Below are 21198 nucleotides of genomic sequence, written 5' to 3' on the forward strand. Positions count from 1 at the left end.
CTGATAAATCAAAAATCCTCCCAAAGTTTGATAATCCTCAGTTAGAGGTAAATCCAAATTCAATAATTCATTAACTTCTTCTACACTTAACTGGGCCTGCACAATGAAAGTTTGATCGTCCAACATTTGCAGAGTAAACTCTTCAGTACCAGTTACTTCATAACTATTACCACCGATAATTTCAGCAATCAAATCCTCTCGCGTAATTAATCCAGCAGTACCACCAAATTCATCTACTACTATTACCATTTCTGGGTGCTGACGACTATTTGGGATTTGACGCATTCTTTGCATCAATGATAATAACTCGCTCAAATACATTTGTTCAGATACAAACCTTACAGGGCGAACCCAAGAACTAATTAAGGTTTGTGGGGATAATAAACCTTTGGCTAAAGGTTGGGCCAATTCTTTAAAATCTATAATACCCTGAATATCATCTATGGACTCACCAACTACAGGGTAACGAGAATGACCAGATACCTTAATTTCATCCAACAAATTTTTAAAAGTAGCCGTACTAGAAATAGCATCTATATTAGTGCGTGGAACCATGACTTCTAAAGCTGATACCTCCCCAAATTCAAAGACATTACTAAGTAACTGTCGTTCTTCCGCTTCTAAACCAGTTGATTCAGTAGAAGTAGAGATAATTAACTGTAATTCTTCAGGGGTAACTGGTGTTTTCCAGACATTATCAGTGTATTTAATTCCTATCAGTCGTAATAACCAACGAGTAGATTGATTTAAGACCCAAATAAATGGATTAAAGAAGCGAGATATAGCTAGACTCAAAGGACCGAATAATCTAGATAACTTTTCTGAATACAATATTGCTACTGACTTTGGGCATAATTCTCCTAGTACAATTTGCAGGTAAGCCAAAATAAAAAAGGTGACAATTGGGATAGCTAGGGAGTGAGCGATCGCTTGACTAACATGAATAGAAAGCGGTAGTTCAACTATTGCAGCTTTAACAATCATGGCTATAGTTCCTTCACCTATCCAACCCAAAGCTAAACTAGACAAAGTAATGCCTAACTGAGTTGTTGAGAGTAGTCTGTCTATATTTTTTTGAAGTTTTTGAACAATTTTGGCTTGAACATCACCTGCATCTACTAATTGATTAATGCGGGATCTACGCACAGAAACTATAGAAAATTCTGCTACTACAAAAAAGGCATTAATAGTAATCAGCAGAAAGACTGACAAAAGTCGCGACATTATCTCTGCCGATGTCAGGATTTGTGACATACTCCCACACTAAGCTGGCGCTATAGTGTGGGCTTCTCGTTTCGCAGCCCCGGTATTCCGTCTGGCTCCACGAGCTTTAAGGACGGAATGCCATGCCGCCCTGTTTTTGATATTTATCGCTGCATTCAAGTCGCGCTCTATTACAATTCCGCAATGTGGGCAAGAATGAGTTCTTTGTGATAATTTTTTAGGGACTTTTTCCCCGCAGTTTGAGCAATCTTGGCTAGTATTTTTGGGGTTTACTGTTGTAGTCTTTTGTCCAGCATTTGCCTCCTGGGTCGGAGCTGCGCTAACAGCTTTGATAGTCAAAATAGTTAGAAATTTACCCCATCCAGCATCGTTAATTGATTTACTGATTGGAAGTATAGCATTATTTTTGGGAATTGGTATTATATCTCTCAACATTTTCATGTTTAATACTTACAATTTATACATACCATTAAATATTGGGCAACTTGATGATATTTCTTTGCTCTTAAAACTTCAAACTTCATTAATTTTGCTTTCTATTAAAGCGATAAATTAATTAATTTATTTATTTATTTATATTTTTATCTAAACTAACCACCTACTAAAAAAAATCCCTAATCCACTTAATCTATTTTGATTTTAGACATCTTTAAATCTAGCTTTTGATCGGGATAATCTGTCAATTCCAAAGAAAGTTCTTGAGCATTATCTAATAAGGCAACTGGAATCGTAATAATACCATAATATCTTCTACCATTTGGTGGTAATTCTCCTGGTAAATCTTCTGTACTTGCGCTGAGAGACCTTCCCTGGTCGTCTGTAACATTCAAAAAACTGTACAAAAACCTTATAGACCGGTCTCCTTCATTTTTTAAATTGACATCTAAAACTAGAGAATTACCCCATCGACGAACATCATTAATTTCTAGAGCTACTCCTGCATCACTACTAACAATTGGAAAACTTTGCTGGGGTTGATTTTCTTTAGCAGATTGTCCCTTTGCTTGCTTTTTCTGGGAGTCTTTTTTAGTAGTTTCTTCCTCAATTACTCCACCATTTCTGATAATATTTTTCACACGGGCAATAACCTTTTCCTCTTCTAAAAATACCAATCCTTCTTGGCGATTTGAATTGTTTCTAGCACCTGCTAAATTATTAGTGGGACGAGTATCTGGTTGAGTAATTCCTTTTAAAGCTTCCCTCCCTAGTTGAAATCCCCAAGAGGCACTACTCAAACCGGCACCAAACATTAGGGTTAGTAAGCTGAGAGTTAGCACAATACTAGAATTCATAGTTTTTTATTTCTTAGGCATAATATTGTTTTCTGTTATGATATACTATATTTTAGTATAAATTTAGAGACATTTATGTCCAAGATTTTAATACAGGGGGTGGACATCACCTCTATCAAAATAGCGGTTAGGGCTTCCCTGACTGAATAATTCTGTGTCGTCGCATAAGCGCAACGTCGGGAGTATGTCAAGTTAGGAAACTATGTTATAATGGGTTTACCAAAAAATTGGGTCTGAAGCCTAACCCTTGTAGGGCTGGTTTTGGTTTGCTTCTGGCGGAATAAATTATGTTACATTATTATTAGTTACCGGGGGAAAACACCTCCAGAGGAAGAGCTGCAAATTGCGGAAATTCCAAACGGACGCGGAGGAGAGCGTCAGACTAATGTATTAGTTAGCAACATCCTAAAGAAACGTTAACCTGTGGAACAGCTATAGCTCAGTTTTATTTATCCGTTGCTTGAGCGCAGATAAAATGTCAATTATCTGAGAAAATCTTAAACCAAATAAAGGTAAACTTGGAAATAAGCGCCTTTGGCCGATTGGGGAGGCAGCGAGCTCATAATTCGCTTTCAGGCTGGTTCGATTCCAGCAGGGCGCATACAACTAAATCAAAGTAATTCCTCGAAATAGACTAAGGTCTTTGCTAGTTAAAGATTTTAGAATTTTCTAGTAAATTTCAGGACTTACGCATAAGCACCAAAATATAGTAGGGTTTAACGGCCGTTAACCCCTAAAAATGATGTCTAGTCTGGTCTTCTGGTTGACTACTCCTCGGAGGTCAGTCACGGGGATTCTAAGTAGATACTACGTAACCGGATAAATCCGTGTTGCTTCGTCTATTCGAGCGCTGACCAAAGATATATTCTTTGGGGACAATTTCCGCGGTGCCCCTACACAGTCAGCTAAGGCCAATACTTAGCGTTCTGCTTACTTTTTGTTAAAAGTAATAGCACAGGACAACTAAAGTTGTCTAGTCTAAACGACTCCCTTGTTTTCATCCCCTGGTTAAAACACGCAGGGCTGTTTCATCCGATGCGAAAAACAGAGAGGGAGATAGAAACATGGGGATAACTAGGAAATTTTGCCAAAATACTCAGAATTTAAGTCAAATTTCTCAATTATACTTGAAGGTCAAAAATAGGAATTTTTGCCATTTAAGCTAAGTGAACCAAATATCCTCTCAGAGCTTAACGACGCTTATTGGCTCAAAAATCGGCAAATTTTGGTAAATTTCACTGTTCCACTATCTCCTCATATCCCTTTCTACCTAAATCGTTAATATACAATACTTTGACCGAAAAATTGGCTCAAGTCTCGCCCTTCAAGGGCGACTTTTTATTTGCTAAATGTTTCAATCAAATTGGTATAATACTGTTAGTATAGTTAGCAAATTATGAAAGCTAAATTTAAGTATCGTATATATCCTACACCGGGACAAAAGCATCGATTAGCAAAGCTATTTGGTTGTGTTTGCTGGTGCAACACTTCGTGAACGTGTTGTTTGGAATGATAGCCTAGCTTGCTGCCTTTGAAAAATACAAATCAGGAGGTAAGAAACCTAGTAACGAAAAGCTGCAAAAACAGTTTATTACTCAAGCAAAAAATACTGAAGATAGAGAGTGGCTTAAAGAAGTTTCTAACATACCATTGCAGCAATCTTTGAATGATTTAAACCAAGGTTATCAAAACTTTTTTAAATCGACTAAGGGCCAGAGAAAAGGTAAACCTGTTAAACCTCCTAAATTTATGCATTAGTAAAGTCACGCGCAAACTGCGAGGTTTACAAAGGGAGGGTTTAAAGTTGGTCAACATAAAGTCTAGAAGCGCCAAGATTGAAAAGCTAAAAATAGTTTCGCCTGTGAGAGTTACCTGCTACTCCATCATCAGTAAAAGTAGTCAAAGATTGTAGGGGCGATTTCCTGCGGAATGCTGCGCAAACGCGAATCGCCCCTACTAGATATTTTTTGAGTTTTGTAGTAGAAATACAACCAGAAATCTTACCTCAAACTGATAGTTCAGTAGGTATAGATTTAGGAATTAAAACCTTTGCTACATTCAGCAACGGTGAAAAAATTAATGCACCAAAACCGTTGAAAAAACGGATTAAAAAATAGCCTCTTTCAGAGGAGCTTTCCTATGGTCATGCTGCGCAAACGCTAACGCAAGTTGAGTAGGTCATTATCTAACAAAACTAGAGATTCTAAACGATATGAAAAAGCAAGACTAAAAATAGCTAAGTTCCATGGAAAATTGAAAGATGCCAGGACAGATTTTCTGCATAAATTATCTACTAAAATAATTCGTGAAAACCAAACAGTTGTTTTAGAGGTATCCGAGGCAATGTTTCTGGGATGGTGAAAAAGCGGTGCGACCCCGCGACGACGCCAGCTCGCTTGCGGAACGCGCACCAAGAGACCGCAAATTATCCAGAGCTATATCTGATTTAGGTAGGCGACAATTTAGAACTTTATTAGAAGAAAAAGCTGAGAAATACGGTCGTGATTTTAGAATAATTAGCCGTTGGGAACCTACAAGTCAAGTTTGCTCAAATTGTGGCTTTAAAGGTGGTAAGCTAGACCTTCAGGTAAGAGAATGGGAGTGTATCAACTGCGGTGCAAAACATGATAGAGATGAAAATGCAGCAATAAATATATTAGTCGCGGGCGGGCAGTCCGAGACATTAAACGGACGTGGAGGCAAGCGTAACCCACCCCCATCCCCTCCCGGGAGGGGAGCAAGAGGGGTGGGTGCAGCAGCCTGTGTTAGCGGAGCTTTGCGCCAGCAAAACGTCAACTCGCCGAGGAGCTACGGCTCAGTAGGAATCCCCGCGCCTTTAGGCCGGGGAGGATGTCAAACAGCCCTGCGGTTAAAACACGGGGGCCTTCAGCGTCGCTTTTCGGTAATTCCTATAATAAATATGTCTGAAAATTTCCCCATTTTCCCATCTCTGCTATCCCACAACTTCAAATCACAAAAATGCTCATTTTGTGAAGCTTTAAAAAAATCAAGAGAGGAAGATAAATCAAATTCGGCAAAAAACCGTGATAGTATAAGTATGATGGGGGTTGTTTGCCCATACGCATGATTTTTTATTCAACAAAAAAAAGAGACTTTTGGATAACAGAATAGCGATCGCTCAGAGTAGTGATTTCCAGTTTACTCATTTTGTGAAGCTTCGAAAAAATCAAGAGAGGAAGATCGATCAAATTCGGTAAAAAACTGTGATAGTATAAGTATGATAGGGGTTGTTCGCCCATAAGCATGATTTTTTATTCAACACAAAAAAAAGAGACTTTTAGATAAAAAGAGCGATCGCCATTTCAGCTCAACTCATAAATAATTAAATTAACCCCAACGTTGTAGTTATAGGAAAGACAAAAGCAAAGTTTCAAAGCTTCCATCTTCCCTTAATTCCTTAATTTAACCAAGGGCGAGTAACCTCTTCCAACTGATTAAATTCCTCTTGACTAATCTCCCAACCAATAGCCCCTATATTTAGTCGAACTTGTTCAGAATTTTTACAACCAGCAATAGGAATCACACCATCTTGAAAAACCAACCAATTCAGAGCAACCTGAGCCAGAGTTTTGTCATATTTTTCACCAATTTGTTTTAACAAAGACATAACAGGAGCAATTTTTTCCAAACCCTTTTTCTGGAAACGAGAGTCAAATTGACGAGCGCCAGTCGGCGGTTTTTCCACAGTATATTTGCCAGTTAATAAACCTTGAGCCAAAGGACTATAAGCTAAAATTGTCACACCTAACTCTCTAGCTGTATCCAAAATTCCTTTAGCTTCAATTTGTCGAGAAAGCAGAGAATATCTCACCTGATTAGTTGCTAAAATCACCCCTCGTTTTTCCAGAATTGCATGAGCTTGACGCATCTCTTCGGCCGAATAATTACTAACACCAACCGCTTCAACTCTGCCCTGTTTTACTTCATCAGCCAAAGCATTTAATAAAGTTTCCTGACTCATAAAAAAAGTAAACGGCCAATGTACTTGATAAAGAGTAACTTTCGGCAACATTAATCGTTTCAAACTAGCAGTAACAGCATCAGCAACAGACTCTGGAAAAAAACGCCAAGGTACAGGACCATATTTAGTAGCAATTTGCACAGTTTGTTCAGTTTTTTGCATGAATTTTCCCAGCAATTCTTCTGATAAACCATTGCCATAAACTTCAGCAGTATCAAAAAAATTTATCCCTGCTTCTAAGGAAGTTTGAAAAGCAGCTTCTACTTCATTAGCTCCATAATTACTGCCATAATTCCAAAAAAATTTATCCCCCCATGCCCAAGTGCCAATACAAATGGGATTAACAGTTATTCCTGTTTTACCTAAAGTAGTTGTTGCCATGTTCAAAAAAATTCTAATTAGTGTATAATACTCAAAACTAGACTAACAATTTTTAGTTAAATTTTAATCTAGATAGATGTTAATTTACCAAAAATAATTCAGTTATCAGTCTTCTGAATTGAAAATAAAATTCAGTAAGGCTTATGTATGAATAACGTAAGCATTCAGCTATCAGCAATTAGTAATGAATAATTATTTCTCAGGTTTTATCCTGGGACTTTGGCAGTAATTTTTTATTATTTTTCAATTTCAAAGGTGGCTTTTACGCCGACCCAAAATTATAGCTAATAGGTGACGGCTGTTTGCGCAGCATTCCACAGGAAATGCTTACTCAATAACAGGGTTTAAAAGCCCCACTAAATCATAAAATTGATAGTTTTCAATTAGTTCATAGTCAGCAATTCTAGAATAATTATTTTGTCTTCTAGTTTATGGCAACTGACCAAAAAAATCAGGTATCAAACCTCCCTTTTTCATAGGATAAAACAGAAAATCCTGTATCTTCTCGCCTCCTTATTATAGGAGGTACTGAAAAAGGAGGCTATAGCAATCATAAATCATTAGAAATATCCAGAAAAGAGGGAGTAGGGAGTAGGGATAAATTATCAATTATTTATGTACGATAATTGATTTGATTTTTTATTATTAGAGATGTCTATTTTTCATTAATGGATAATTGATAATTACCTCGGGTTTTAACCGTTACGGAATTGAATATAAGGAATATTGTCTTTTCTCTTGGTCGATTGGATATGGTTAGGAAACCCATCCATCCCACCCTACGGGAAGCTGCGCTTTTTCCTGACGGAATGCTCCGCAAACATGTCGCGTAGTGTTAACGTAGTTATGCGCCAGCAAAACGACCGCTTTTTCCCTTAAAAGGGGAGGCTTTAAACCTGAATTATTTAATTATTAATTATTAATTATTCGGTAAAAATGTAAGAATATATAAAAAGTCTGAAACTTTTACCCCTATTTCCTGTTCCCTGTTCCCTAAATTCAAAGATTTTTTTACCCGCAACTGAAATAGGATTGCTATATCAGTTATGGCAAGGAAGGAGTTGGTTAGGACATAGATTGATGATGAACCTCAGACAAAGAAAAGCTTTTGCCACTGTTCCCTATTCCCTATTCCCTATTCCCTGCTATAACTGAATTTACTCCTTATTCAATACTTAAATAATAATATAGTTATGACAATAAAAGATTCTTCCAGTCCACTCAAATTTCTCAAATTAATCCAAGAAAACTTTCTATTTTTTAGATTAGGTTTATATCAAATGGGGTTAGGAACAATGTCAGTTTTAACACTTGGAGTTTTGAACCGAGTGATGATTACTGAATTAACAATTCCTGCCACAATCGTAGCATTTACTTTGTCATTATATCAATTTATGGCACCAGCAAGGGTTTGGTTTGGTCAAATGTCTGATGTTAAACCTTTGTTCGGTCAACACCGTACAGGTTATATGTGGATAGGGGCAGTTTTGTTTACTTTAACTGCTTTTATTGCTGTACAAGTTATGTGGCAAGTTGGTGATAGTTTAGAAGTCAATGGTTGGACGAATCCTACATTTTTTTTGGTCGGAATGTTGGGTTTAATGTTTATAATTTATGGTTTGGCTTTAAGTGCAAGTTCTACACCTTTTGCTGCATTATTGGTAGATATTTCTGATGAGGATAATCGTTCTAAAGTTGTCGGTATAGTTTGGTCGATGTTGATGGTAGGAATTATTATTGGAGCAATTACCAGTAGTATTTTACTTAAACAAGTTGGTGTGGGGGCACCATTAGAAACTGTGAAGGCATCTGTTAATAGTTTGTTTATTAAGGTGCCGACAATTGTGTTAATTCTTGCTTTTATTGCCACAGTGGGAGTTGAACAAAAACACTCTCGTTATCGTACTCGTTCAACTATTGCTAATCGAGAAGATAAAGTGACTTTAGGAACAACTTTAAAAGTTTTAAGAGCTAGTCGTCAAACAGGTTTATTTTTTACATTTGTATTTGTATTAATTATTAGTTTATTTATGCAGGATGCAGTTTTAGAACCCTATGGTGGAGAAATATTTTCGATGCCAATTTCTGAAACTACAAGATTGAATGCTGTATCGGGTATGGGAACTTTAATCGGATTAGGTACAACAGGATTTTTAGTAGTACCAAGATTGGGTAAGAAAAATTCTCTAAAAGTGGGATGTGTGGCAACAACAATTAGTTTTATCCTGATAGTTATGTCCGGGTTTACTGGCAACCCTTCTTTATTTAAGGGGGCTTTATTTTTATATGGTTTAGCTGCTGGTTTAACTACTACTGCTTCTCTAAGTTTAATGTTAGATTTAACCGTGGCAGAAACAGCAGGAACTTTTATCGGTGCCTGGGGATTAGCTCAAGCAATGGCAAGAGGATTATCTACAGTTATTGGTGGTGCGTCTTTAGATTTAGGTAGACTTTTATTTAATATTCCAATGCTTGCTTATGGCTTAGTTTTTCTCATGGCAGGAATAGGAATGATACTGTCAATTTTTCTATTAAATCGAGTCAATGTACGAGAATTTCAAGATAATTCAAAACAAGCGATCGCTACTATTTTAGAAGGAGAATTAGATTAATTAATAATTAATAATTAATAATTAATAATTAGGATTTGCTGAAAAAGTCTTTTAGTTAGGAGTAGGAGACAGGATAAATAGGAATGAGCGAGGAGGTTTGAAGAAGAATTCAGTATACAGGATTCTGGAGAGAAATTAGGTTGGGGTTTAATTAACAAGAGTGACAATTTTTCCGTATCTCCATCATTTTTTCTCTTCTTGCTCCCTACTTCTTACTTGTTACTTCTTGCAGATAAATTGACCAATGAAAATTCCTCAACTAATCCTGATTAATCATCATCTAGGTATGAGGTGGTAGGTGAATAAATTAGTTGGAAATTGGTGGTAAAAACTAAGTTTTGAACAAGAAGTTCAGAATATAGGAATCTGGGAAGAAATTAGATTTGGTTTTGATTAACAAGAGTGGCAATTTTTTTCGTATCTCCATTATTTTTTCTCTTCTTACTTCCTAACTATAGTGAACACCGGAGTGAGTAAGAAAGCTAATGTTTGGTTAGAAAGGCTATTGAATATGTCTGATTTCTTAAAGCTTCTCTAGCCTCGCAACTTGATATAATCAATTTATAGAATGAAAAAAGGAATAATACAAATTGGGGATAAATTTAGGGATAATCCATTTTTTGACCGACTTTAATTCGGGCTTGCTGAATAAATCTGAAAGTATTGACTGATATTGATTTTAGAATTTTAGAATTGAAAAAAGTACCAGCTTTTCAGTGGAAAAATTTCAAAAAGCTAGTATTTTGGGATGATTATGGCAGAAAAATTGAGAGACAAAACTTAGCTCCTACCTCTCCTCTCATTCCCCTAATTCCTGTCTCCTGTCTCCTACCTCAGCAAAAAGACTTTATTCAGCAAACTTTAATTCTTTCCACACCAGAATAAATATTAAACTTTTTCCCCCGCAAAAATCCGATTAAAGTAATATTAAATTCCCTAGCTATTTCTACCGCTAAACTACTAGGTGCAGAAACTGCACAAACTATCGGCACACCTACAGTTATACATTTTTGTATAATCTCAAAACTCGACCGCCCACTCACCATAACAATATGATTATTTAAAGGTAATATACCTGCTAAAAATTCTGACCCTATCAACTTATCTAAAGCATTATGTCTACCCACATCTTCTCGCAATTTCAACAATTCTCCTTGAGTATCAAATAAAGCAGCAGCGTGTAAACCACCAGTAGATTTAAAAACTCTTTGAGCATTACTTAATTTATCAGGCAAACTATAAATAACTTCCGCCGGAACTTCTGATTTTAAAGGAATAGCTGAAAAACCTTTAATATGCAGAGATTCTATACTTGCTTTACCACAAATCCCACAAGCGCTAGAGGAAAAAAAATGTCTTTCTAAGGTTTTTAAGTTTGGTTTTAATTCAGACTTAAGAGTGACATTAACAATATTTTGGAGTTGTTCTCCATCAATTTCTGGGTCTACACAATAACTAATTTTTTCAATATCTTCACGATTTTTGATAATTCCTTCACTATAGAGAAATCCTGCTGCTAAATCAAAATCATTTCCTGGAGTCCGCATAGTAACTGCTATAGTTTGTTTCGGAAAAGTTAGACGAATTTCTAAAGGTTCTTCTGTTACTAATTGGTCGTTACGAGTAAAAGAAATGTGATTTTCTACTACTAAAATTTGTGCTTTGCTTTTGCTACTAGAAGAATAGTTCATATTTCAAGAAGGAAAGTTTGTATCAGAAGTCTGGATTGAGAAATAATTGAGATTAGATCGACTCCCCTTAATTAAGTAGGGTTTGCTGAAAAAGTCTTTTTCAGGATTAGGGGACCCACCCCTAACCCCTCCCTGGAGGGGAAGAAGAGAGCAGAGAGTAGTTAGGAGAAACGAGGAATTAATTAGGAGATAGTCGGATATATTTGTCAGAGTGATTTTTCTGCTAAAATTTCTGCCTTTTATGCTAAGTTTTTGAGGGTTTTCAACTGAAAACCAGGCACTTTTTTCGCTCCTTTAAAGGCTGAATCCTTTATCTGTCAGTGCTTTTATATTTGATCGGTAAGCCCTAAGTATAATAAAAACCCGATCATCTTCCTCAATTGTTTGTCTACTGCTACTATATATAGTTGGAAATATACAACAGATTCAGAAGGTAAAATTTATCAAAACTGGGAAAACATTTAGTGAATCATTAAGGTTAAAAGCCTCTTTTTTTTAAGCGTTCAGAGTTCAGCAGTCAGCTTACATTTGTACTGAAACAAATTTTATGTCAGGTTAGACAGAATTATGAAATTTATTAACTTGTCTGTCTTGATCTAAAGTCAAATCTGATTAAAATATAGCAATATGATTTTAGTTGTGAGATATTGGAGACTTTTGTTTTAGGTATGGAGGGAATAGGGAATAGGGAATAGGGAATAGGGAATAGGGAAGAAACGAATGCATAAGAATAAGATAACAGCTATATTCTATGCTTTAAAGAAACACCTCAATTCTCACATCTGATTCCTGATTGCTATATTATTCTATGTAACTTCATATTAATTTTGAAAATACAGAATTTTCTTTTTGATCCCTTTAATACCAGTTTAAACAAAGAATGCTACAAACAGGTGCATATCGCTCGGAGATACTTAAAAAAAATAGCTTCTCCAATTCATTTTAGATAGTTATCTATATGTAAGTATTCAGCATTCAGCATTCAGAATTCAGTTTGTGAAAGAATCAAGAAATTACTAAGGTTAGCTGAAGACATTTTTTTTATAAGTTTTAATTATCCTTGGAGACTAATTCCTCTTTTGAGTTGATAATGAGCTAACAACTCATAGCTAACAACTCATAGCTGATAGCTGATAGCTGACGGCTGAATACTTACATCTATATTATTTTCACATTTTTTTATTCAATATTTCTTCCCTCTTCTTTACCGAATTATTAATAATTAATAATTAATAATTAATAATTAATAATTAAATAATTCGCGCCTTGAAGCCTCCCCTTGATCGGGGAAAAAGCGGTCGAGGGATGGCGCAATTCAGAGCGGCTCTGTCAAGAGCGGGTCTCCTCGCCATATCCAATCGACCAAGAGAAGAAATAATATTTCCTTATATTCAATCCTCTCGGTTTTAACCAGAGGTAATTATCAATTATCCATTATCAATTATCAATTAATGAATTCTACCATTTGTAACAAACATTTATCAGGCTTTATATAAAAGTTGAAGTTTTCAAACCAAATTTTCGGTAATTATTAACTATTAATTGTTAAACTGTCTAAAGTTCATCATCAGTTTATATTCTAACCAATTCTTTCGAGTGCTAGATATACGATATATATAACCTTGAATAAATACATAACATGAGAATTTCCAGCTCTTAGACAAAAAGTTATTTCTATCCTCTGCCTTTACTATTGATGAAAATATTAAGATGAGATTAATTTCTCTTCAAAAATAACATAACCCTAAAAATTTACCCGATAATTATCGTGCAATAAAAATTTTTATATTAGCCAAATAAATTATGTTACCCAAGCCAAATAAAATCTGGAACCCGGAAATTTGGGCAAGTTGGAAACCCTTCGGTATTGGCGAACAATACCCCAATAACTACTGGGAATTAATACGCGCAACAATTGAAAATCTCGACCAACTCCCCTACGCTTGGGAAATTCTCAATAAAGGAGTCTGCGATGGGTGTTCCCTCGGTACCACTGGGATGAAAGATTGGACCCTCGATGGCTTTCATTTATGTAATGTACGCCTACGACTATTGCGCCTTAATACTATGCCTGCTTTTAACCCAGAAATACTAGCAGATGTTTCTCAACTACAAAATAAAAGTAGTGCAGAATTGCGAGAAATGGGACGACTACCTTACCCCATGCGTCGTGACAAAGGGGACAAAGGGTTTCGGCGAATTAGTTGGGATGAAGCTTTAGAAGTAATTAGCGATCGCCTTAAAAATACTCATCCAGAACGTCTGGGTTTCTACCTCACCAGTCGCGGCACTGTGAATGAAACTTATTATGTGGCCCAAAAAGCTGCACGGGCAATGGGCACAAATAACATTGATAATGCGGCCCGCATTTGTCATTCCCCTAGTACCGGAGCGCTTAAAACTACTATTGGTGCTGCTGCTACTACTTGTTCTTACAAAGACTGGATAGGTACAGATTTATTAGTATTTATCGGTTCTAACGTAGCAAATAATCAACCTGTTACTGTTAAATATTTACACTGGGCGAAAAAAGCAGGTACAAAAATTGTCGTTATTAACACTTATCGGGAACCAGGAATGGAACGTTATTGGGTACCATCTATTCCTGAAAGTGCTTTATTTGGTACTAAGTTTGCCGAAGACTTCTTTTTAGTTAATGTTAATGGCGATTTGGCTTTCCTGAATGGCACTATTAAACATCTAATTGTTAATGATTGGATAGATAAATTTTTTATCGATAATTATACGAATCAATTTGAAGAATTAAAAGCTTCATTGGATGCTCAATCTTGGGAAGAGTTAGAACGCTTTTCTGGAAGCACCCGCGATGAAATGTATGCCTTTGCCAAAATGGTAAAAGCAGCAGAAAAAGCTGTATTTGTTTGGAGTATGGGTATTACTCAACATGAATGTGGGGAAGATAATGTCAGAGCTATTATTAATTTAGCTTTAACTAAAGGTTTTGTAGGTAGAGAAGGCTGTGGTTTAATGCCAATTCGGGGACATTCTGGGGTGCAAGGTGGAGCAGAAATGGGATGCTATTCTACGGTGTTTCCTGGAGGGAGAAAGATTAACCAAGAAAATGCGGAAGTTATGAGTAATTTTTGGGGTTTTTCTGTGCCTAATTCTCCTGGTTTAATTGCTTCGGAAATGATTGAGCGTGCAGCGGAAGGAAAGTTAGATGTTTTGTTTTCTGTAGGGGGAAATTTTTTAGAAGTTTTGCCAGATCCAGATTATGTAGAAGCTGCTATAAAAAGATTGCCTTTGAGAATACATCAGGATATTGTTTGTTCTAATCAAATGTTGGTTGAACCGGGAGAAGCGGTAATATTGTTACCTGCCACAACTCGTTATGAAATTCCGGGAGGAGTAACAGAAACAACTACGGAAAGAAGGGTGATTTTTAGCCCGGAAATTCCCGGACCGAGAATTGGAGAAGCTCGCCCGGAATGGGAAGTTTTTATGGATTTAGCAAAGTTAGTACGTCCTGATTTGGCAAATCAATTAGAGTTTGAAAATACTTCAGAAATTCGTCAGGAAATTGCTTTAGTAATTCCGCAATATTCAGGAATTCAGCATTTAAAGGAACCAGGGGATAATTTTCAATATGGTGGTTCTCATTTATGTTTTGGTTGGAATTTTCTCACACCAGATAGTAAGGCTAATTTTTCAATACTTTCTTCATCTCAAGAAGAGTTAAAAGAGGGATATTTTTTAGTAGCGACTCGTAGAGGTAAGCAGTTTAATAGTATGGTGCAGTCAAAGAAAGATGCTATTACTGGAGCTATGCGAGAAGCAGTTTTAATTAATCCTATTGATGCGGAAAATTTGAGTTTAAAAGATGGGGATAAAGTACTGTTGAAAAATGATTTGGGTGAGTTTCAAGGAAGAGTTTATTTAGCTCCGATGAAACCAGGTAATTTACAAATACATTGGCCGGAAGGAAATGTATTATTAGATCAGGGTAAACGTTCTGTTGAAGGTGTGCCTGATTACAATGCTTTGGTCTGTTTAGAAAAGTTAGATTAGGTTGAAGTTTTGAGGATATTCAGTAAATTTGAGTTTAAAAGATGGGGATAAGATACTGTTGCAAAATGATTTGGGTGAGTTTCAAGGAAGAGTTTATTTAGCTCCGATGAAACCAGGTAATTTACGGAATAATTAAGGTTTAAAGTCTCTCCTTTTAAGGAGAAGCAAGAAAAATTTTTCCTTTGAGTCAATTCTTTTCTTTTCCAGGAGAGGTAATTATTAATTAGGGTTTGCGCTCAAAAGTCTTTTAGTAGGGGTAGGAGACAGGAGACAGGAAGAACGGGCAATGAGCAAGGAGGTGGGAGCTAAGTTTTGTAAGAATGATTTTTCTGCCATAATCGTCCCAAAATACTAGCATGCATGAGCTTTTTGAGCTGAAAAGCTAGCACTTTTTTAGACAAAAAAATGCGTTCAACCTTTATCTGTCAATGCTTTTAGATTTAATCAGCAAGCCCTAATTATTAATAATTAATAATTAATTGTTGAACAGTACATTGGCCGGAAGGAAATGTGTTATTAGATAAGGTTGACTACTACCCGGACTCAAGTCACGGGGATTCTAAGTTGATACTGCGCAACAGGATAAATCCATGTTGCTCAGTTTTTTCTTAGCTGACCAAAGATAGACTCTCTGGGGACAAGTCAAAGTGCCCCTACACAGTTGGCTTAAGTTTAACCCTAGCTTTCTGCTTACTTTTGTGATTATATTTGCAGCCCCATTACAGTCTGCATTAATTAACCAATTATTACTACTTCTATACAAACCACGCTTTATTCTTTTTCCTGACGGTTTCCAATCATTGGGTTTTTGACCATAAATAGGCAGATCGTCACCATCTAAAAATGAAGCAATACTTGTATAACTTTCTTCTGTTTCTATAAAGATTATCCCATATTCATCGCACAACTGAGCTACTCTTTCTTTGAGTCTAGCTGTGGGAATTGGTACAAATTCTGAATTACTTTTTTTTCCTAACTCTATTTCATTTTTCTGACCTTTATTCCAACCAAATACAATTGTACCAATAGAATTTTTTAAACAATGATTAATGACTATTCTGGCTGCTTTATTTATAGCGTCACGAATTTGGCGGTTACGCTTTTCTGTAATAGCAGCTAGTTTATTTGACCAAAATCCAGTCGGTTTATTTTCTTTAATAGTTGATACCTGTTTGTTGTACCAACGATTCATTGATTTGAGATGTTTACCATCTACTATCAAGCTAGTACCCACATTCGATACACAGGTCAACCAATTATTTAAACCGTGGTCTATTCCTAATACATTGTCTTGATTTAATTCAGGTTTAACTACTACTTTTTTTTCATAGACAAATTCTTGGGTAAAGCATCGATTTCTTGGTAATATTCTCAGTTCTTTAAGAGAAGCAAAGTTGAGATTACTTGGCATAGTCATATAAAAGCAATCTAGACCAAACCAGCGCTTACAAGTATTACAAGCGTGGAACTCTAATTTGATTACCTTTAAGTTTTAATGCTTGTTTGGGATAGCTAACTGTAGCCATTCCTCCTTTTTTTCTGTATTTAGGAATCCTTGGTCTTTCTGAGATTTTTCCTTCACTATAGGCTTTTATTAGACCATAATAAGAGCGAAATGATTCAGCTACAGTCCTCAATATTTGTTGTGCTGCTTGAGAATGTAAAACTTTGTAATGATAGTTCTTTTTGTAGAGCTTTTCCAAGTCATACTTGCCGAGAGTTTTGTGAGACTTAAAAAATAATTGCCGACCATAATATATTCCCATGTTAGTGAGCTTGTGAGACTGTTCACATAGGAATGTTAAAATAGCAATTAATTCGGGATTTTTACCTACTAAAACTTGCTGACAAGAGTACATTTGAAACGGTGGTTGGATGGCTTTATTGTTAGTAATAATAACACAGGACTACTTTAGTTGTCTAGTCTAAACGACTCGGTTGTTTTCATCCCCGGTTCAAACACGGGGGCCTTCAATGTGGTTTTTTGGTCAAATAAAATACATCTCCTTAAAATCCGACTCCTCGCCTTTCATCCATCGCTTAAAAGACGATGGCTTTCATGCTCCCATGTTATTTAGGTAAACGTTCTGTTGAAGGTGTGCCTGATTATAATGCTTTGGTTTGTTTAGAAAAGTTGGATAGTCGAAAAAAGTGCGCTTGTTTCAGTCTAAAACGCTCAAAAAGTTAGTATTTTAGGCGCATAGTTGGGCAGAAAAATCAAAGGACAATTCTTATTCCTACCTCCTCGCCATTCCCATTTCTCCTATCTTCCCCTCCTGGGAACAGGGCTGGTTCAAAGTATTGTAAATTAAATGAAAGTTGCAGTACCTCCCAAGTCAACGATTTCGTCCGCGACGTTACTCCCCAGCATTTGTTTGTCCAGGATAATTACCTTGGCACCTTCTTCAGCAAAGAGAGTTGCAGTCGCTTTTCCAATCCCCTCTGCTGCCCCTGTTATCACAGCGACTTTATTTTTAAGTCTTATCCCCATAGTATAAACTTCCTTCAAAAGGTGAAAAAAACAAATTCCATCATATAATGAAAATCTAAAAACTCATAAGTAATAATTTAAGTTTACTGACAGATTAATCTTCCTTCAATCAACTTCCAAACAACAATATAGTGAGATAACAAAGCTAAAATGACAGAATTCTGGAATCAAGTTTTAAACTTCGCAGAAACAACAACTTTTCGAGTAGGAAATCAATTATTAAAAGACTTCGGAAATGTCACAGCAGATGAAAAAACCGACGGTAGTTTAATTACTAAATCCGATAAATGGGCAGATAGAGAAATTAGAGAAGCGATCGCTCGTACTTTTCCCACTCATGGAATTTTAACAGAAGAAACTCAACAGATATTTCCTAGTAATGAATGGTGTTGGATTATTGACCCCTTAGATGCTACAACAAACTTTGCTCAAGGTATACCAATTTGGGGAACTTCTATAGCATTATTACATCAAGGTATTCCCATATTTGGCTATATACATTTACCTCCATTACATCAATCTTATTATGGTTTTTATTATCAAGAAAATCAGACTTATTTATCGAACCCACCCATCACCAGAGCATTTTTAAATCATCAACCAATTCAACCAAATCAAGACAAAATTACTGGCAATCATTTATTTAATCTTTGTTCTCGAAGTACCAAAATTTTACCTCAAATTCCCACAAAAATTAGAATGTTAGGCATAGCAAGTTATAACTTTTTACTTGTTGCTTGTGGTGCATCTATTGCAGGAGTTGAAGCTACACCTAGAATTTGGGATATTGCAGGGTCTTGGGTAATAGCAAAAGCTGCAGGTGCAGTATGGATACCATTAGAATCTACAGATATTTTTCCTTTAAAAATTGGCAAAGATTATTCGAGTCATCCCTTTCCTACTTTGGTCGTCGGAAATCAACAATTAGTGTCATATTTTTTGCCTTTAGTACAACCTTTAAGAAAGTAGGATAAGGAAGAAGGAAGAGGGAAGAAGGAAGAAGGAAGGAGGAAGGTTGATGACCAAATAATTAAGGTTTAAAGCCTCTCCTTTAAAGGGGAAACAAGAAAAATTTTTCCTTTGAGTCAGTCCTCTTCTTTTCAAGGAAGGGAACTCTTAACAGGGAATAAAAAATGAATAAAAATTATAAATGGGAAATAACTTAGGTTAGAAAAAAACGAACACTAAAACTGATATATTTTGGTTAGTGATTTTATTATTTATCAAAATAATATGGGTCTAAAACCCCGCCTTTTAAGGCGTAATATTTTTGGAGCGTTGCTCACGCATCCCCGTTACAAAAATAACTTCTGACTTCTGACTTCTAACTTCTGACTTCTGACTTCGTTAAGCTGCTCTGAGGTTAGCTAGATATAGGAGTAACTTTGGGTATTACTCCCAGAGCTTTTTTATGTAGAAATTTTCCGACTGGCGATCGCTTCTACAATACAGTTTGAAAATTTGCTTTAATTACGGAAGGGCGATTAATTTCCCGTAGTTGAAGGTATAATTTTAGGCAACAAAAATTCTGTTTCCTTCAGACATTACATTATCAATGTTAACTAAAGTGTCGTTAAAGTCGTTCGGGGTTTCAACTTGTACGCCCAACCACGTTCCACTAGAACCATCTTCAAACCCAAGCCAAGCCAGACCTGAAGAGGTAACTTCTATAGAGGCACTATCAGGAAATTTTGAATTTAAGGTTAGGTTACCTGCAAAATTAGTCGAACCACTTTTATCTAGAGGCCCTTCCACACGAGTTTCAAACTCCAGTTCAGTACCTACAGGGAATGTTCCTATGGATCTCCACTGCGCATCTGCACTGTTACCAAGACCGCCGAAACTATTTGGCGCAGTGCCAATGAACTTTTCTTCTGGTGAAACTAAGTACAGGTTGCTCAGAGTCCAAGGATTTCCGTGTGGTTGAAAATACACTCTTACTTCCTTTTTTTCTATATCACACCAATCAATGCCTAAACGCTTACGAATTTTCTGCATCAAACCATCAGAGTCCTTACTATTTTCAATTAACCCTGCAGTTTTTAGAATCGAAGTAATGAAATTATAACTATTTTTAAATTGACTTTTTGTTAGGCTGAAAATACCTCCAAGTCCTTCATCTATTAAACTTATCCCCAAATCGAAGTCATTACCATACAACATCAGGCAGCCGTATCCAAAAGCTTTAGCACCAAGAGCTACAGCTCCAAAAGCTGCTGATGCACTAGCTCCAACACCAGTAAGAGCAGTTGCAGCTGCTAAACCACTAGCAACATCACCCATAATTCCTACACCCTTGCAAATATTTTGACCTGCTTTACACAAAGCTGATTGAACAACAGATTCCTCTATACTTGACTTTATTTCTGGATCGATAGGAGCTTCTGCTATTTTGGTCTCTCCTGTTGGAGTTTTCTTGATAACATCTACAGTGTTTTCATCCCTTTGGTTGTCAAATATATAAACATCTGAGGAACCATCAAACTGTAACTCAATTCGAGAACCTTCTGAATTAACTTCAGCAGTAAAAGGTTTATTACCCTTGCGTCTTTCTGAAGGAGATGGTGTATATCTTACCGATTCTTGATATGCCTCTGTACCAGTGTTTTTGATAGTAATAACAAAATTACTTTTGTTACTACCAGTTAACTTCATTTCATAGGTATCAGAAGATTTTTGTTTAACCGTAGGAGCCTTAAAAGTTACCAAATTTTCAATTACATTGGGTTTACCATCTACAGATGTAAAATTCCACTTGAGGTCTTTAGGTTTAACACCTCGTACTACTCCCAAAATTTTACCTGTTTTCTTGACCTTAATTACAGTCGAATTGCCAGATAACTGTAAATTAAGATCATTCTCAGTCAGACCACTATCTAGGCCAATCATATCAAAATTTGGCTTAAAGTCTGTGATAATGTCGGCCGCAGATTTTCTGTTAACTGCACTGTTTTGTTTCAAGAAAAATACATCATCTCCAGCACCCCCAGTTAGGGTATCTTTACCAAAATTGCCTACCAAAACATCATTGCCAGGGTTGCCAGTAAGGATATCGTTACCTTTTCCACCGTCTAAAAAATCATTGCCAGAACCACCAATTAAACTGTCTCTGCCGCTGCCACCATTTAAAGTATCTTGGCCACTGCCACCGTTTAAAGTATCTTTACCTGCACCACCGTTGAGTTTGTCGCTACCTCCATTCCCATTGAGTTTATCATTGCCGCCACGACCATTAATTTGATCGTTACCCCCCTTGCCATTAATGGTGTCTTTTTTAGCAGTTCCTTTGAGATTGTCTTTTTTATTAGTTCCCTGAACAAGAGCCATGGCTATTATCCTTGTAGTTGATAGTTTTCAGGTTTTTCAATCTATCAGGACTTACGCAAAATATAAAATTATACACCATCTGTAGGGGCGAATGGCATTCGCCCTCCCTGTATGTAGAGTCTCTGCGTAAGTCCTGTCTATGTTAAATCGAGGCTAGCAAAAAAAAAGT

At 36.3% G+C, this 21198-nt stretch carries 17 protein-coding genes and 1 tRNA gene; 9 read left to right on the forward strand and 9 right to left on the reverse strand.

Annotation, left to right across the window (positions count from 1 at the left end):
* From SAGCYANO_RS37415 to SAGCYANO_RS37425, 3 genes are all read right to left on the reverse strand, one after another.
* Nucleotides 1-1254, reverse strand: a 1254-nt coding sequence (locus SAGCYANO_RS37415; RefSeq protein WP_202224671.1) for a hemolysin family protein, incomplete at its 3' end; no start/stop codon positions are given.
* Between the two features lie 9 nt (nt 1255-1263).
* Nucleotides 1264-1659: a zinc ribbon domain-containing protein gene (locus SAGCYANO_RS37420; RefSeq protein ID WP_202222486.1), complete on the reverse strand. Its 396-nt coding sequence runs from the start codon at nt 1657-1659 to the stop codon at nt 1264-1266.
* Nucleotides 1660-1847: 188 nt separating this feature from the next.
* Nucleotides 1848-2516 (reverse strand): hypothetical protein, encoded by a 669-nt coding sequence (locus SAGCYANO_RS37425; RefSeq protein WP_237397062.1) that lies wholly within the window; start codon nt 2514-2516, stop codon nt 1848-1850.
* A 528-nt stretch (nt 2517-3044) separates the two neighbouring features.
* Here SAGCYANO_RS37425 and SAGCYANO_RS37430 point away from each other — a divergent pair.
* The 5 genes from SAGCYANO_RS37430 (at nt 3045) to SAGCYANO_RS37450 (ending at nt 5604) form a co-directional block, all read left to right on the forward strand.
* A tRNA-Ile gene (locus tag SAGCYANO_RS37430) sits at nt 3045-3117 on the forward strand.
* A gap of 795 nt (nt 3118-3912) precedes the next feature.
* Nucleotides 3913-4011, forward strand: a complete 99-nt coding sequence (locus SAGCYANO_RS37435) for a helix-turn-helix domain-containing protein (protein WP_202224672.1) — start codon at nt 3913-3915, stop codon at nt 4009-4011.
* Between the two features lie 472 nt (nt 4012-4483).
* A complete protein-coding gene (locus SAGCYANO_RS48520) occupies nt 4484-4633 on the forward strand; it encodes a transposase (RefSeq protein WP_202224673.1) in 150 nt (49 codons plus the stop codon).
* Nucleotides 4634-4685: 52 nt separating this feature from the next.
* A complete protein-coding gene (locus SAGCYANO_RS48525; protein ID WP_202224674.1) occupies nt 4686-4877 on the forward strand; it encodes a transposase in 192 nt (63 codons plus the stop codon).
* Nucleotides 4878-4884: 7 nt separating this feature from the next.
* A complete protein-coding gene (locus tag SAGCYANO_RS37450) occupies nt 4885-5604 on the forward strand; it encodes a zinc ribbon domain-containing protein (RefSeq protein WP_202224675.1) in 720 nt (239 codons plus the stop codon).
* A gap of 330 nt (nt 5605-5934) precedes the next feature.
* Here the strand turns inward: SAGCYANO_RS37450 and SAGCYANO_RS37455 are convergent, their stop codons facing one another.
* Entirely contained in the window at nt 5935-6879 is a 945-nt protein-coding gene (locus SAGCYANO_RS37455) for an aldo/keto reductase (protein ID WP_202224676.1), read from the reverse strand.
* A gap of 1193 nt (nt 6880-8072) precedes the next feature.
* Here SAGCYANO_RS37455 and SAGCYANO_RS37460 point away from each other — a divergent pair.
* Together SAGCYANO_RS37460 and SAGCYANO_RS37465 are read left to right on the forward strand one after the other, a co-directional pair.
* Nucleotides 8073-9491, forward strand: a complete 1419-nt coding sequence (locus SAGCYANO_RS37460; RefSeq protein ID WP_202224677.1) for a BCD family MFS transporter — start codon at nt 8073-8075, stop codon at nt 9489-9491.
* 663 nt (nt 9492-10154) lie between these two features.
* Nucleotides 10155-10376, forward strand: a complete 222-nt coding sequence (locus SAGCYANO_RS37465) for a hypothetical protein (protein ID WP_202224678.1) — start codon at nt 10155-10157, stop codon at nt 10374-10376.
* On the opposite strand, the gene fdhD is transcribed toward SAGCYANO_RS37465, so the two are convergent.
* Nucleotides 10343-11182: a formate dehydrogenase accessory sulfurtransferase FdhD gene (gene fdhD, locus SAGCYANO_RS37470; protein ID WP_202224679.1), complete on the reverse strand. Its 840-nt coding sequence runs from the start codon at nt 11180-11182 to the stop codon at nt 10343-10345. The genes SAGCYANO_RS37465 and fdhD overlap by 34 nt on opposite strands.
* A 1803-nt stretch (nt 11183-12985) precedes the next feature.
* Here fdhD and SAGCYANO_RS37475 point away from each other — a divergent pair.
* Complete coding sequence (locus SAGCYANO_RS37475) at nt 12986-15211, forward strand: FdhF/YdeP family oxidoreductase (protein WP_202224680.1); 2226 nt, start codon at nt 12986-12988, stop codon at nt 15209-15211.
* A gap of 559 nt (nt 15212-15770) precedes the next feature.
* On the opposite strand, the gene SAGCYANO_RS37480 is transcribed toward SAGCYANO_RS37475, so the two are convergent.
* The 3 genes from SAGCYANO_RS37480 to SAGCYANO_RS48530 form a co-directional block, all read right to left on the reverse strand.
* Nucleotides 15771-16628 carry an RNA-guided endonuclease TnpB family protein gene (locus tag SAGCYANO_RS37480; protein WP_237397063.1) on the reverse strand — a complete coding sequence of 286 codons (858 nt, stop codon included), beginning with the start codon at nt 16626-16628 and terminating at the stop codon, nt 15771-15773.
* A gap of 37 nt (nt 16629-16665) precedes the next feature.
* Nucleotides 16666-17070: a hypothetical protein gene (locus SAGCYANO_RS46560; RefSeq protein ID WP_237397064.1), complete on the reverse strand. Its 405-nt coding sequence runs from the start codon at nt 17068-17070 to the stop codon at nt 16666-16668.
* Nucleotides 17071-17519: 449 nt separating this feature from the next.
* Entirely contained in the window at nt 17520-17702 is a 183-nt protein-coding gene (locus tag SAGCYANO_RS48530) for an SDR family NAD(P)-dependent oxidoreductase (protein WP_305081061.1), read from the reverse strand.
* A gap of 150 nt (nt 17703-17852) precedes the next feature.
* On the opposite strand from SAGCYANO_RS48530, the gene SAGCYANO_RS37490 reads away from it, so the two are divergent.
* Nucleotides 17853-18671: an inositol monophosphatase family protein gene (locus SAGCYANO_RS37490; protein ID WP_202224681.1), complete on the forward strand. Its 819-nt coding sequence runs from the start codon at nt 17853-17855 to the stop codon at nt 18669-18671.
* A 543-nt stretch (nt 18672-19214) separates the two neighbouring features.
* Here the strand turns inward: SAGCYANO_RS37490 and SAGCYANO_RS37495 are convergent.
* Complete coding sequence (locus SAGCYANO_RS37495; RefSeq protein WP_202224682.1) at nt 19215-21029, reverse strand: calcium-binding protein; 1815 nt, start codon at nt 21027-21029, stop codon at nt 19215-19217.
* Nucleotides 21030-21198: the final 169 nt, after the last annotated feature.

The sequence above is a fragment of the Okeania sp. KiyG1 genome (genome assembly GCF_014132355.1).
GTDB lineage: Bacteria > Cyanobacteriota > Cyanobacteriia > Cyanobacteriales > Microcoleaceae > Okeania.

Bases quoted from the DNA above. Each gene is read 5' to 3' on its own strand.
- SAGCYANO_RS37490 (WP_202224681.1), top strand. From the start codon at position 17,853: ATGACAGAATTCTGGAATCAAGTTTTAAACTTCGCAGAAACAACAACT.
- SAGCYANO_RS37435 (WP_202224672.1), top strand. From the start codon at position 3,913: ATGAAAGCTAAATTTAAGTATCGTATATATCCTACACCGGGACAAAAG.
- fdhD (WP_202224679.1), bottom strand. From the start codon at position 11,182: ATGAACTATTCTTCTAGTAGCAAAAGCAAAGCACAAATTTTAGTAGTA.
- SAGCYANO_RS37420 (WP_202222486.1), bottom strand. From the start codon at position 1,659: ATGTTGAGAGATATAATACCAATTCCCAAAAATAATGCTATACTTCCA.
- SAGCYANO_RS37480 (WP_237397063.1), bottom strand. From the start codon at position 16,628: ATGACTATGCCAAGTAATCTCAACTTTGCTTCTCTTAAAGAACTGAGA.
- SAGCYANO_RS37495 (WP_202224682.1), bottom strand. From the start codon at position 21,029: ATGGCTCTTGTTCAGGGAACTAATAAAAAAGACAATCTCAAAGGAACT.
- SAGCYANO_RS37475 (WP_202224680.1), top strand. From the start codon at position 12,986: ATGTTACCCAAGCCAAATAAAATCTGGAACCCGGAAATTTGGGCAAGT.
- SAGCYANO_RS37455 (WP_202224676.1), bottom strand. From the start codon at position 6,879: ATGGCAACAACTACTTTAGGTAAAACAGGAATAACTGTTAATCCCATT.
- SAGCYANO_RS48530 (WP_305081061.1), bottom strand. From the start codon at position 17,702: ATGGGGATAAGACTTAAAAATAAAGTCGCTGTGATAACAGGGGCAGCA.
- SAGCYANO_RS46560 (WP_237397064.1), bottom strand. From the start codon at position 17,070: ATGTACTCTTGTCAGCAAGTTTTAGTAGGTAAAAATCCCGAATTAATT.
- SAGCYANO_RS37460 (WP_202224677.1), top strand. From the start codon at position 8,073: ATGACAATAAAAGATTCTTCCAGTCCACTCAAATTTCTCAAATTAATC.
- SAGCYANO_RS37425 (WP_237397062.1), bottom strand. From the start codon at position 2,516: ATGAATTCTAGTATTGTGCTAACTCTCAGCTTACTAACCCTAATGTTT.